The organism is Streptomyces sp. NRRL S-118 (genome assembly GCF_000716335.1).
GTDB lineage: Bacteria > Actinomycetota > Actinomycetes > Streptomycetales > Streptomycetaceae > Streptomyces.
Genome location: NZ_KL591004.1, coordinates 1 through 12,382, shown reverse-complemented (window position 1 = coordinate 12,382; position 12,382 = coordinate 1). Strand labels below are relative to the sequence as shown.

Annotated in this window: 8 protein-coding genes, 1 pseudogene and 1 riboswitch; of the genes and pseudogenes, 4 read left to right on the top strand and 5 right to left on the bottom strand. The window is 75.3% G+C overall.

The features are described from left to right. The first annotated feature begins 711 nt into the window (after positions 1 to 711). A riboswitch (cyclic di-AMP (ydaO/yuaA leader) is annotated at positions 712 to 847 on the top strand. Between the two features lie 11 nt (positions 848 to 858). Together IH00_RS0109315 and IH00_RS0109310 are read left to right on the top strand one after the other, a co-directional pair. Then, positions 859 to 1,968, top strand: coding sequence for a M23 family metallopeptidase (locus tag IH00_RS0109315; protein WP_031071577.1), 1,110 nt, complete (start codon positions 859 to 861; stop codon positions 1,966 to 1,968). Positions 1,969 to 2,209: 241 nt separating this feature from the next. After that, entirely contained in the window at positions 2,210 to 3,190 is a 981-nt protein-coding gene (locus IH00_RS0109310; protein WP_052411296.1) for an aldo/keto reductase, read from the top strand. Positions 3,191 to 3,368: 178 nt separating this feature from the next. Here IH00_RS0109310 and IH00_RS0109305 read toward each other — a convergent pair whose 3' ends face one another. The 4 genes from IH00_RS0109305 to IH00_RS0109290 form a co-directional block, all read right to left on the bottom strand. Continuing rightward, positions 3,369 to 4,688 carry a PrsW family intramembrane metalloprotease gene (locus IH00_RS0109305; protein ID WP_031071574.1) on the bottom strand — a complete coding sequence of 440 codons (1,320 nt, stop codon included), beginning with the start codon at positions 4,686 to 4,688 and terminating at the stop codon, positions 3,369 to 3,371. Between the two features lie 44 nt (positions 4,689 to 4,732). Then, positions 4,733 to 5,506: a tRNA (guanosine(46)-N7)-methyltransferase TrmB gene (trmB, locus tag IH00_RS0109300; RefSeq protein ID WP_031071572.1), complete on the bottom strand. Its 774-nt coding sequence runs from the start codon at positions 5,504 to 5,506 to the stop codon at positions 4,733 to 4,735. A gap of 227 nt (positions 5,507 to 5,733) precedes the next feature. Further along, entirely contained in the window at positions 5,734 to 6,966 is a 1,233-nt protein-coding gene (gene lhgO / locus IH00_RS0109295) for an L-2-hydroxyglutarate oxidase (protein ID WP_234334807.1), read from the bottom strand. A gap of 151 nt (positions 6,967 to 7,117) precedes the next feature. Next, positions 7,118 to 8,548 carry an NsdA family TPR-like regulatory protein gene (locus IH00_RS0109290; protein ID WP_031071568.1) on the bottom strand — a complete coding sequence of 477 codons (1,431 nt, stop codon included), beginning with the start codon at positions 8,546 to 8,548 and terminating at the stop codon, positions 7,118 to 7,120. Positions 8,549 to 9,111: 563 nt separating this feature from the next. On the opposite strand from IH00_RS0109290, the gene IH00_RS0109285 reads away from it, so the two are divergent. Then, positions 9,112 to 11,205 (top strand): asparagine synthase-related protein, encoded by a 2,094-nt coding sequence (locus tag IH00_RS0109285; protein ID WP_031071565.1) that lies wholly within the window; start codon positions 9,112 to 9,114, stop codon positions 11,203 to 11,205. Positions 11,206 to 11,502: 297 nt separating this feature from the next. Here the strand turns inward: IH00_RS0109285 and IH00_RS45240 are convergent, their stop codons facing one another. After that, positions 11,503 to 11,922, bottom strand: coding sequence for an NPCBM/NEW2 domain-containing protein (locus tag IH00_RS45240; RefSeq protein ID WP_052411295.1), 420 nt, complete (start codon positions 11,920 to 11,922; stop codon positions 11,503 to 11,505). A 4-nt stretch (positions 11,923 to 11,926) separates the two neighbouring features. Here IH00_RS45240 and IH00_RS45235 point away from each other — a divergent pair. Beyond that, a pseudogene (locus IH00_RS45235) lies at positions 11,927 to 12,382 on the top strand (hypothetical protein); the annotation flags it as partial.

Sequence of the window (12,382 nt, the reverse complement as noted above, 5' to 3'; positions counted from 1 at the left end):
TGTCCCCGCTACTGATACGGCGAAGACCCGGTGCCTTGTGCACCGGGTCTTCGCCGTTCCCGGGGCCGAGGAGCGCTCGCTGCTCGCCCTTGCCCGCTTCCCCGCTTGCCCGGTCGGACGCTCGCCCGGTCGGCCGATGGCGTACGGCGGTGCGGCGGTGCGGCGCGGCTCCGGCCGGCGTGTGCTGCCCCGCCTGCCGTCCGTAGCCGTGGGCGACAACCGCGGCACCGGCATGAGAGGCGCGACGGCGGACACCACCTGGGTACTCCGCGGCGGGCGCGGGTGCGGCGTTTCCTCAGGGCGGTGCCCGTCCTCATGATCGTCGGCGGGATCGGGTACGACCTGGCCACCGCGCCCGCGTTCACCGCCCCGTGCCGCTGTTCGCCGCCGCACCGGTCATCGCCGTGCCCTTCCTCACCGCCCGGACGGCCCTGGTGCTGGCGGTGAACAGGCCGCCGACGCACGCCGCCGAACACCGAGCGTGATCGGCGCATGCCGCTGTGCAAAACATTTGACGTAGAGTCAGAAAGTGTGATGAGGCGTGCGGGGGCTGAGGGGCAGTCAAGTTGCCGCATGTGCCCGTTTGTGGGGCGGTACGTCCGGCCGGACGGAGTTAATGATCAGTAGGAACAGCTTGGAAACACACCCTCGCGTCTATTAACGTTCGATAACGCAGCGCGGTCGTCCCAGCCGACGCAAGAGCGACGGCACCGTGCGCGCGCGCCGAATTCCGCAAGGGAACCGGGGAACCACCACTTGGGGTGAATCGGGCCGGATCACCGGTCCGTAGGAGACCTTCCTGCTCCGAACCCGTCAGCTAACCCGGTAGGCGAGAAGGAAGGAAAGGAGTGCGCCCCCGTGGCGTCCAACAGGCCTGCCCCCGAAGCGCCGTCGGCTCCCCCGGCCCCCTCGGCCCCCTACGCCGCCGCTTCGTTCGGTTCCGGTGCTCCCGCGGACGGTGCGTGGGAGGAGTGGAACCCGACCGAGGACACCGTCCGTCCGGTCCGGGGCCGCCACCGGGTCGTGAAGCAGCGCGGCGGGCTGGCCCGCAGCTCCACCGTCCTCGGCGTGGGCGTCATCGCGGCGGTCGGCGCGGGCGGCATGGCCACCGCGCAGGACAAGCCCCCGGTCTCCATATCCCTGCCCGACCTGCCGGGCGCGATCGCCGACAGCCTGCCGGACGCCGAGTCCATGCCCGGTATCGGCGCCCTGATGTCCGACGACGACGGCGACACCTCGGGCGACGCTCCGGTGAACGCGGCGCCGCTCACCGCCGTCTCGCTCACCGCCGACGACGGCACCGGCGACCAGGCCGACAGCGGCGCGAACGCGGGCGAGGCGCTGCGCGCCCGCATCCTCCAGCAGGCCGAGCAGCAGCAGGCGTCCGCCGACGCCGCGGCGAAGGCCGCGGCCGAGAAGGCGGCCGCCGAGCAGGCCGCCGCCGCGGCCACTGCCCAGCAGACCGCCGCGGAGAAGGAAGCGGAGAAGGCGGCCGCCGAAGCGCAGGCGAAGGCCGAGGCCGAAGCCGCCGCCAAGGCGGAGGCCGAGCGGCTGGCCGAGCTCGCCGCGAGCTACGCGCTGCCGACCTCCTCGTACACGATCACCTCGACCTACGGCCAGGCCGGCTCGATGTGGTCCTCCGGCTACCACACCGGCCTCGACCTCGCGGCCCCGACGGGCACGCCGGCCAAGGCCGTGCACGGCGGCACCGTCAAGTCGGCCGGCTGGTCCGGTTCGTACGGCTACCGGATCGTCCTGGAGCTCGAGGACGGCACCGAGGTCTGGTACTGCCACCTCTCCTCCATGACGGTCGGCGCCGGCCAGAAGGTCGCCACCGGCGAGACGATCGGCCGCGTCGGCGCCACCGGCAACGTGACCGGTCCGCACCTGCACCTGGAAGTGCACACGGCGAGCGGCGAAGGCATCGACCCGCTGGCGTGGCTGCGCGGCAAGGGCCTGACCGTCTGATCCCGCCCGCGTCCGCGCGGCCATCGTCCGCGCGGGGATCATCTGCGCTGGGGTCGTCCGTGCGGGCACACGGAGGCCGAGGCTCCGAGGAGCCGGACGTCCCGCAAGACCCCGGCAGTCCTGGCGGTGCACCCCCCGACGCCAGGGCTGCCGGCTGCTCCCGCTCCGGGGCCGCCGGCCGTCCGCACCCGGGCGCACGACGGCCGGAATAGCCGCCTCTTCGAGGGGCGTTGAGCCACGCATGACCTCACTTCGCACCTTGGGCACCTCCGACCTCCACGTCTTCCCCCTCGGGCTCGGAGGTAACGTCTTCGGCTGGACCGCGGACGCCGCGCAGTCCTTCGCCGTCCTCGACGCCTACACGGCCGCCGGCGGCAACTTCATCGACACCGCCGACGCGTACTCGTCCTGGGCCCCGGGTCACCAGGGCGGCGAGTCCGAAACCGTGATCGGCGACTGGCTGGCCGCCCGCGCGAACCGGTCCGACGTCCTCATCGCCACCAAGGTCGGCTCCCACCCGCGGTACAAGGGTCTCGCCCCGTCGAACATCAAGGCGGCGGCCGAGGAGTCCCTGCGCCGGCTGCGCACCGACTACATCGACCTGTACTACACGCACTACGACGACCCGAGCGTGCCCGTCGAGGAGTTCGTCCCCGCGCTGGACCGGCTCGTCCGGGACGGCAAGGTCCGTGCGATCGCCGCGTCCAACATCTCCGCCGGACGGCTCCAGGAGGCACTGGACTTCTCCGCCCGCGAGGGCCTCGCCTCGTACGTCGCGCTCCAGCCGCACTACAGCCTCGTCTCCCGTGACACCTACGAGGGACCGCTGCGGGACACCGCCGAGCGGGCGGGGCTGTCCGCCGTGCCCTACTGGGCGCTCGCCTCCGGGTTCCTCACCGGCAAGTACCGTCCGGGCACGGACGTCGACAGCGCGCGGGCGGCGGGTGCGGGCAAGCACCTGGAGACCGCGCGGGGCCGTGCGGTCCTCGCCGCGCTGGACGCCGTCGCCGAGGGGCGCGGCGTCGAGGTCGCGACCGTGGCCCTGGCGTGGCTGCTCGCCCGGCCGACCGTCGCCGCGCCGCTCGCCTCCGCGCGCACCGTCGAGCAACTGCCCCCGCTGCTCGCGGCCGCCGGCCTGGAGCTGACGCAGGACGAGCTGGCGGCGCTCACCGAGGCCTCCGCCACGGAGGAGCCGGCCGCCGGCGGTCCCCAGGACCGGTAGGCGCGCCGTGGACCGTCTCGGGACCGGTAGGCGCCGTGGTCGTCTCCGGGGCCGGTACGGCTGTGGGCGATGTCGGGACCGGTACGGGCGGTGGGCGATGTCGGGGCCAGTACGGGCTGTGGGTGATACCGGGACCGGTACGGCCGCGGCGGTGACGAACCGTGCGGGCCCCGCGGGGTCATGACCGGTACGGGTTGTAGCCGGCGTAGTCCCGGTGGGGAGGCGGCGTCCACACCCGGCCCGTCGCCCGCGCCGCGTACGTGAGGGCCGGACCGGCCACCTCCTTGCGCTGCCACAGGTGGAACAGCAGTTCCTGCTCACGGGCGACGAAGTCCGGGTCCGCCGCTCCCCGGCGGGCCCGGTGGCGCAGGAACGCCAGCGACGTCGCGAACGACTCGTACTCGCCCACCGCGCGCGCCGCCGTCGGGCCGAAGGAGCGTGCCGCGTACGACCGGGCCAGGCCGCGCGCCCGCATGGAGGACAGGGCGAGCGGCTCGGCGGGTGAGAGCCAGCCCGCCGCCGCGTACGCGGGCAGCTCGCCGGATACGGTGCGCAGCTCCCGCTGCCGCGTCCAGATCGCCAGCCAGGTGAGCAGCCCGAACGCGGGCACCATGAACATCCCGTACACGGCGTAGAACCCCCACGGGCCCAGGGCCGCCGAGCCGTTCCACAGTGCGTGCACGCCCATCGCCAGCACCAGCCCGAGCAGCGGCAGAGCGGCGCGGCGGACACGCTTGCGGCGCGCGGTGAGGGCCGCGATGCCGCACCCGATTCCCGTCAGCACGGTGAACAGGGGATGCGCGAACGGCGACATCACGATCCGTACGAAGAAGGTCGCCGCGGTGACGGACGCGAAGCCCGACGTCCCGATCTGCTGGTCCTCACCGAAGGCGTTGCCCAGGTACAGGATGTTCTCGGTGAAGGCGAAGCCGGTCGCGGTGAAGCCGGCGATGACCACGCCGTCGACGATCCCGCCGAAGTCCCGCCGGCGGAAGAGGAAGAGCAACAGCACGCCCGCGGCCTTGGCGCTCTCCTCGACGACCGGCGCTATGACGGTCGCCCCGAGCGTGTCCGCAGCCGAGGGGTCGGCGGTGGCGGTGGCTATCCAGCGGTGCGCGAAGGTGTTCGCGATGATCGCGACGAGCGCGGCGGCGCAGGCACCCCAGGAGAAGGCGAAGATCAGGTTCCGCCACGGGCCCGGATCCACCCGGTCCAGCCAGCGGAACGCCCCCAGCAGCAGCGGTACGGGCAGCATGGCGAGCCCGAGGCCCACGAGGAACCCCTCGGTGCCGGTCTGCTCCCGCACCAGCGCGAGGATCACCAGCCCGCACAGTGCGAGCAGGGTGAACACCGTGCCCAGCCGCACCACCCGGCTGCGCCACAGCCGCCGGGGCCGGTAGCGGTGCCGGGCGCGCTCCGGCACGGCATCGAACGCCGGGTCGCTGCGGTACGCCGGGACGGGCGGGTGCGGTGCGGGGCGCGGGAACGAGTGGGTCACACAACGACACTAACGAGGACCACTGACAGCACGCGACGGGATGGTCACGCTCGGGGCAGGCGCCGGAAGAGCAGGTCGTGCACCACGTGCCCCTTGTCCAGGCCCTGGCCCTCGAAACGGGTCAGCGGCCGGAACGCGGGCCGTGGCGCGTATCCGCCGTCGGGCTGCGTGTTCTCGAAGTCCGGGTGGGCGCTCAGCACGTCCAGCATCTGCTCGGCGTACGGCTCCCAGTCGGTGGCGCAGTGCAGGACGGCCCCGGGCTTCATGCGGGACGCGACCAGAGTCAGGAACTCGGGCTGGATCAGCCGTCGCTTGTGGTGCCGCTTCTTGGGCCAGGGGTCCGGGAAGTAGACGCGCACGCCGTCGAGGGCGTCGGGCGCCAGCATCTCGCGCAGCAGGATGATCGCGTCACCGTTGGCCACCCGCACGTTCGTCAGGCCGGCCTTGTCCGCCAGCGCCAAGAGATTGCCCTGGCCGGGCGTGTGCACGTCGACCGCGAGGATGCCGGTCGCCGGGTCGTCGGCGGCCATCTGCGCGGTGGCCTCGCCCATCCCGAAACCGATCTCCAGCACGACCGGCAGCCCGCCGAACATCTCGTCGGTGTCGAGGACGCGCTGCCCGTCGATGTCCAGCCCCCAGCTGCCCCACAGCCGCCGCAGGGCGTCGGCCTGTCCGGGGGTGACGCGGCTGCGCCGGGGCTGGAAGCTGCGGATCCGCCGCTCGAAGTGCGACCCGGCGGGGTCGGGCGCGGGGCCCTCGGGGAAGCGGGGCGCACCCTTGGGCCGGTGGGACGCGGCGGATTCTCGGATCTCAGACACAATGCCCCGATTCTACGGCCCCCGGTCGGCGCGGCGGCAGGCCCGAGGACTGCCAGGGGCAGGGCGAGGGCCGGTACGGGTGAGGGGCGAGGACGGCCCGGCGGCAGCCGTGAGGACCGCGGTGAGGATCGCGGTGAGGGGCAAGGCCGGGTCCGCGCGCCGCGGCAGCCGTGAGGACCGCGGTGATAACCACCTGAGGACCGCGGTGGGGCGGGCCCCCGGCCGCTCTACTCCAGGTGCGCCAGCGCGCGCCGGGCCACCTCGCGGCCGATCGGCAGTGAGGCGGTCGCCGCCGGGGACGGGGCGTTCAGGACGTGGACCGTGCGCGGCGCCTCGTGGATCAGGAAGTCGTCGACCAGCGTGCCGTCGCGCAGGACGGCCTGGGCGCGCACGCCCGCCGGGGCGCGGTGCAGGTCGCGCGCCTCGACGGCGGGGAGCAGGCGCCGCACCGCCTCCGTGAAGGCGCGCTTGGAGGCGGACCGGTGCAGCTCGCCGGCGCCGTACCGCCAGTGGCGGCGGGCGATCCGCCAGGAGCCGGGCCACGCGAGGGTGCCGGCCAGTTCGCGCGGGTGGACCGTGGACCAGCCGTACCCCTCGCGGGCCAGCGCCGGGACCGCGTTCGGCCCGACGTGGACGCCGCCGTCGATGCCCCGGGTCAGGTGCACCCCGAGGAACGGGAACGCCGGGTCCGGAACCGGATACACCAGGCCCCGCACCAGCTCGGGCCGCTCGAGCTCGTAGTACTCGCCCCGGAAGGGCACGATCCGCACGCCCGGCTCGTCGCCCGCCAGCCGGGCGATCCGGTCGCAGTGCAGCCCCGCGCAGTTCACCAGCGCCCGGGCGCGGACGACCGCCCCGGCCGCCGTCCGCACGGCGACGCCCCACGGGCGCCGGTCCACGGCGGCGACCTCCGCGCCGTAGCGGATCTCGGCTCCGGAGGACTCCGCGAGCTGCGCCGCCACCGCCCCGTAGTCGCACACACCGGTCGTGCCGACGTGGATCGCGGCGAGGCCCTGCACCTGCGGCTCGTACTCGGTGATCTGTGCCGGGCCCAGCTCCCGCACCGGGATGCCGTTCTCCCGGCCGCGCTGGACCAGCGCGTGCAGCCGCGGCAGCTCGTCCCGCTCGGTGGCGACGATGAGCTTGCCCGTGACCTCGTACGGCAGGCCGTACTCGGCGCAGAACTTGACCATCTCGGCCGCCCCGCGCACCGCGTACCGCGCCTTGAGCGAGCCGGGGCGGTAGTAGATGCCGCTGTGGATCACGCCGCTGTTCCGCCCGGTCTGGTGGCGGGCGGGGCCGGACTCCTTCTCCAGCACCATCACGCGCGTCCCGGGCGCGGCGCGCGTGATCGCGTACGCCGTCGACAGGCCCACGATCCCGCCGCCGATCACGAGCACGTCACAGTCGAACCGGGCCGAACCCTCACTGCCGTACGCGGACACCGTGCCACCTCCCACCCCAGATAGTGCACTGGCCCACTGACAATGCGCGCAAACCTGAGGAGGCGAAGGTCACGTCGCCCGCGGCGGCCACCCCGCCGCGGGCATGCACGACCGGCGCCGCCGCCGGACGCCCCGCGGGCGCCGGGGGCCGCGCCGCCACCAGCGCTCACGCCGGAGCCATGAGCAGCGGCCGCGCGCGCTCGCGCAGCTCCACCACGCGCGGCTCGTCGCCGTACGCCTCCAGCCGGTGCAGCAGGTCCCGGACGTACTCCGTCGTACGCGCCGACGATATGCGCCCGGCCACCTCCACCGCGCGCGTGCCCGCCGCGCAGGCCGCGTCCAGGTTCCCGGACTCCAGCTCGGCCACGGCGCTCACCACCAGCCGCAGGCCGTGCGAGCGGACGTACTCCTCCGTCGGCCGCGACAGCGCCTGCTCGGTGAACCTGCGCACCTGCCGCGGGGCCTTCAGGTCCCGGTAGCACTCGGCGGCGTCCGCGCAGAACCGGTCGTACGAGTAGAAGCCCAGCCAGGTGGGGTCGGCGTCGCCCTCCCGCGACCGCTCCAGCCACCCCTCGGCCGCCTTGAGCGCCGCCCCGGCGGCCGCCGCGTCACCCGCCTTGGCGTGCGCGCGCGCCTCCACCAGCCGGAAGAACGACATGGTGCGCGCCGTGGCCAGCCCCCGGTTGCGCTCCAGGGCCGCCTGCGCCAGGTCCACGCCCTCGTCGGCGAAGCCCCGGTAGGTGGCCTGCAGCGACATCGACGCCAGCACGTACCCGCCCAGCGGCACGTCGGCGGCGGCCCGCGCGAGCCGCAGCGCCTGGATGTAGTACCGCTGCGCCGCCTCCTGCTGGCCCGTGTCGAACGCCATCCAGCCGGCCAGCCGGGTCAGTTCGGCGGTCGCCCCGAACAGCGCCCGGCCCACCTCGTCGGAGTACGACGCCAGCAGCAGCGGCGCCGCGTCGACCCGGAGGCACTCCGGCACCATCGACGAACGCCAGTCGCCGCCGCCGTACTTGGAGTCCCAGCGCCGCGCGTCCTCGGCGGCCTCGCGCAGCTTCGCCACGTCGCTGTGGCCGACGCGGGCGGGCGCCGCCCCGTCCTGCGCCTCCCCGGCGGGCACCGAGCGCTCCACCGACGAGTCGGCCGGGGTGATGAGCCAGCGGGACGCGGGCGTCGCGTACGCGCTGACCGCGAACGAACCGGCCAGGGACTGCCAGATCCCGCCGCCGCCCGCCCGCCGCCCGGCCAGATCCAGCCGGTACAGCTCCGTCGCCGACTTCACGGCCTCGCCCACGTCGCGCGGGAAGGCCAGTCCGACCTCCGGTGCCGGGTCCGCGTCCGCCAGGCCGATCTCGTGCAGCGGCACCGGGCGGCCGAGCTTCTGCCCGATCGCGGCCGCGATCAGGTGCGGCGCGGCGCCCTGCGGCACCATGCCCTTCGAAACCCACCTGGCCACCGACGTCTTGTCGTACCGGAGCGTCAGTCCCCGCTGCGCTCCGAGGTCGTTGACCCGCCGGGCGAGGCCGGCGTTGCTTATTCCCGCGAGGGCGAGAACGGTGCCGAGCTTCTCGTTCGGCCCGCGTTGCTCCCTGGACATGCGCCACCCCTCGACACCCAGACGGCCGCCACGGCGCCAGGCATAGGCGCGCGGCATTCGTAAACCCAGCGTAGTTCGCCGGATCCCGACCGTTAAGAGGCGGTGTTCCGTATGGCGAGATTGTTGCCCGTACGGGCGGATGTCGCGCCACGGGCGCGCGCCCGCCGCCCCGCCCCGTGCTCCGGCCGTGTGGCCGTGCGCCCGTCCGTGCGCTCTGGCCCGGCCGGTCGGGGGAGCGCTTCCATGAGTCCTGCGTGGGTCGGCCCACTGCGTACTGGAACCAGTGGGCTGGGGGACACCGCCGCCTCAATCCCCGCGGGCGGCGGACCGGTCCGGGAGGCGAAGGGCGCCTCCCGGGCTGGAGGTCGTGAACGTCCATCGGGTCGGCCCAGATTGGCTGAATGATGCCCATCGTTCGGCCGGTCGAACCGTCGTCATATGGCCAATGCCAGGGGCGCGTTCCTCTTTTGTACGCGCGTCCCGGGAGCCCTCCTGTGCGCCGTTGTCGTGGCAGCATGTCCTTCATCGAAGGCTGAGGTTGTCCACAGGCGGTGGAGGCGGCGATGCGGTGGCTGGTGGGATGGAGCAGTATCGCCGCGAGCTTCGGTACGGCGGGGGCGGTCGGTTCCGACGACGACGGGCGCACCGTGCACCCGGTCGGCGCCCAACTCCTGTGGGGTGACCCGGATCCGCTGTGGGCGGTGGGCGACTGGCGCCCGGACGAGGTGCGCGTCGTCACCGTGGACCCCATCACCCGCCTCGCGGTCCTGGGCTGCTGCGCCGCGAGCGACGAGGAGCTGAGGGTCGGCCTGTTCGCGGCACGTGGCGGCGCGATGCGGCACCTCACCGCCTGGCCGGGCAGCTACACCGCCGTCGTCCAGACCGGGCGGCGCATCATCGTCGCCGGCGACCTGGCCGGGGCGCGGCCGGTCTTCCACACCCCGTGGGCGAACGGCACGGCGTACGCGACCGCCGCGCTGCCGCTCGCCGACCTCATCGAGGCCCAGCTCGACATCGGTCACCTCGCGGCGCTCCTCGCCTGCCCCGAAACGCCGGAGGCGCTGCGCGACTCCACCCCGTACGTCGGGGTCAAACGCGTCCCGCCCGGGCACGCGCTCGTGCTGCGCGAGGGCTCCCGCGAGATCACCGGGTACGAACCCGTCGCCTCGCTCGCCGTCGCCGGACCGCGGATCGACCCGGACCGGGCGGTGGAGGGCGTGCGCGACGCACTCGTCGACGCGGTACGGGCCCGGCTCACCGCGCCCCGCCACGCTCCCGACACCCTGCCGTCCGACCCGGGGCCCGTCCCAGGGATGGGCCCCGCCGAACGCCGCGCCGCACGCGGGGCACCCGCCCCCGGGATCGGCGCCGACCTCTCCGGGGGCAGCGCGTCCAGCACGCTCGCCCTGCTCGCGGCGGGACTGCCCGGCGCGCCCGGCACCGTCCTGGGCCACGGCACGGGCGCGGGCGAGCGGCTCCTCGCGGTCACCTTCAACGACCTGGCCACCGGCGGGCAGGACGACGAGCTGGAGCGGGCCCGGCTCCTCGCCGAGGATCCGCGGCTGCACCACGTCGTGGTCGCCGCGGGCGAGGAGGCACTCCCGTACGCCACGCTGGAAGGCCCCCTCACCGACGAACCGGGCCCTTCCCTGGTGGCGGCCGAGCGGCACCGGCGGCGTCTCGCCGCGGGCAGCGCCGACCACTTCACCGGGCACGGCGCCCGGCAGGTCCTGGACGCCCACCCCGCGCGCCTGGCCGACCTCCTGATGGACCGCCGCCGCCGGCACCTCCTGCGCCCGGTCACCGCCCTCGCCAAGGCCACCGGCCCGTCGGCGGGCTCCCTGCTGGTGCCGCTGACCGTCTACCGGGCGGCCCGCCGGCTGGCCCGCACGCCGTACCGGACGGGCCTGGAGACGGCCGCCGACCGTCTGCTGGCGGCCAACCGCACGGCCCCGCCGGTGCCGGGGCCCCTGGACGCCTCCCTCTCCGCGCTCACCTGGTCGCGCCCGGGCCCCGCCGCCCGCTGGCTGACCGGCGAGGCGCTCGCCGAAGTATCGGTTCGCCTGGGCCAGGCGGCGACCCGCCCGACATCCGTCCAGCGCCCGGGCGAGGCACGCGCGCGCGCCGCCCTGGCCCGGCACGCGGCGGACCACCGCATCCGGGAGCAGGCCGCCGAGATCCGCAGCCAGCGGCTCCACGCGCCCTTCCTCGACAACCAGGTCGTACGGGCCTGCCGGGACCTGCCCGAGTCGCTGCGCGTCCAGCCCGGGGCCCGGGCCGCGATCCTCCGCGCGGTGCTCGCCGGCGCCGGCATCCACGACCTCCCGCCCGGCTGGGGCGCGCCCTCCCACGCGTCGTCGGCCGCCGCCACCCGCGCGGGACTCCGCCTGGCGCTGCCGCAGCTGATGGCCCTCTTCGACGCGCCGCTTCTCGCCGACGCGGGGCTGATCGAGGCCCGGGTCGTCCGCAAGGCCCTGCGGGCGGCGTCGGAGGGCGAGCCGCTGCCCCTGGACGGCCTGGCCGACCTCGTCTCCACCGAGCTGTGGCTGCGGCGCCTGCTCGCCCGCCGGGGCACCTGCTGGACCGGCACCGCGGCCCCGCGCCAGCGCGCGGTCGCCACGGGCGTCCCACCGCGCCCGACGCTGCGCTCCTCCTAGGGGATCTCTCGTCGGTCATGCCGGGCTCGCGACGCCCGGCACCGCGCCTCGCCGCGTTGTCGTCGGTCGTCGACGCTCCCCGTGGACTGCCGCCTCCGCCCGTGCGATGCGTCCCCTCGACCCTGCCGGGCCCGGGGAGATCCCATGCGCCGGACGCCGCTCACCGGTCCGGCCTGATCGACGAGACACCCCCCGACTTGGGGAGCCCGCCGACCCGCGGAGCCCCCCGACCCGTACATGCTCGGCTCCCGCTCGGCTCGTGCTCGGCTCGTGTCGGCTCGCTTCCGGCGCGGCGGTTCAGCCGCAGCCGATCCGCGCCTCCGCCCAGCCGACCGGGGCCGTCCGGCCGAGGGGCGCCGCCGTGTGCGGCTCCACGACCAGCCGGATCGTGCGGTGACCGGCGATCCCCACGTGAGCCGGCACCGCCGCGTCGCCGCCGCGCACCACCGGCGACCGCCACAGCCGCGCGCCCCCGTCCCCGTACACGGAGAACCGCGCCCCGCCCAGCCCCAGCGCCAGGTCGTCCACGCCGACGAACGCGTCGTACGTGGAGCACCGGCGGTTCAGGTCGATGGTGACGGACGACGTCGCGTGCACGGTGACGCCGTGCCCGTACCGTTCACCGCCGATCGACATGCCCCAGCGCTGCCACAGCCAGCCGGACTCGTGCAGCCGCACCTCGGGAGCGGTGTGGTCGCCGAACAGGCCGTACCGCAACGTGTTGAGCTGGTACGTGGCGGGCGGGGGCGGCGGAGCCGTCGCGGAGGTCGGTGCCGGTGCGGGTGGTGGTGCCGGCCTCCGGGTGGGGGTGGGCGCCGGTGCGGGCGGAGGTGCGGGAGCCTCCGCCGGGGTGGTCGAGGGCGCCGGTGTCCGGGACGGGGCCGGGCTGCGGCTCGGAGCGGGCGGCGCAGCGGCCGGTGCCGCGGTCGGCGTCGGGGAAGAGGCAGGCCCGGCCGGGCCCGGCGGTTCCTCCCGCGGTACGGCGGGCTCGGCCCGCGGCGGCCTCGCCTGCGGCTCGGGCGGTACCGGCCGGGGGTCGCCCGCGAACGCCCACACCAGCCCGGCGGCCGCCGCCACGGCCACCGCCGCCGCGATCCCGGCCTTCGCGGGTACGCCCAGCCCCTCGGCGACGGCGCCCCCGGCCCCCGCCCCGGCCCCGGTGCTCGCTCCCGCCCCC

Coding starts and splice junctions, on each gene's coding strand:
- IH00_RS0109290 (WP_031071568.1), bottom strand. CDS start 8,548: ATGTCCAGGGAGCAACGCGGGCCGAACGAGAAGCTCGGCACCGTTCTC.
- IH00_RS0109310 (WP_052411296.1), top strand. CDS start 2,210: ATGACCTCACTTCGCACCTTGGGCACCTCCGACCTCCACGTCTTCCCC.
- IH00_RS0109285 (WP_031071565.1), top strand. CDS start 9,112: ATGCGGTGGCTGGTGGGATGGAGCAGTATCGCCGCGAGCTTCGGTACG.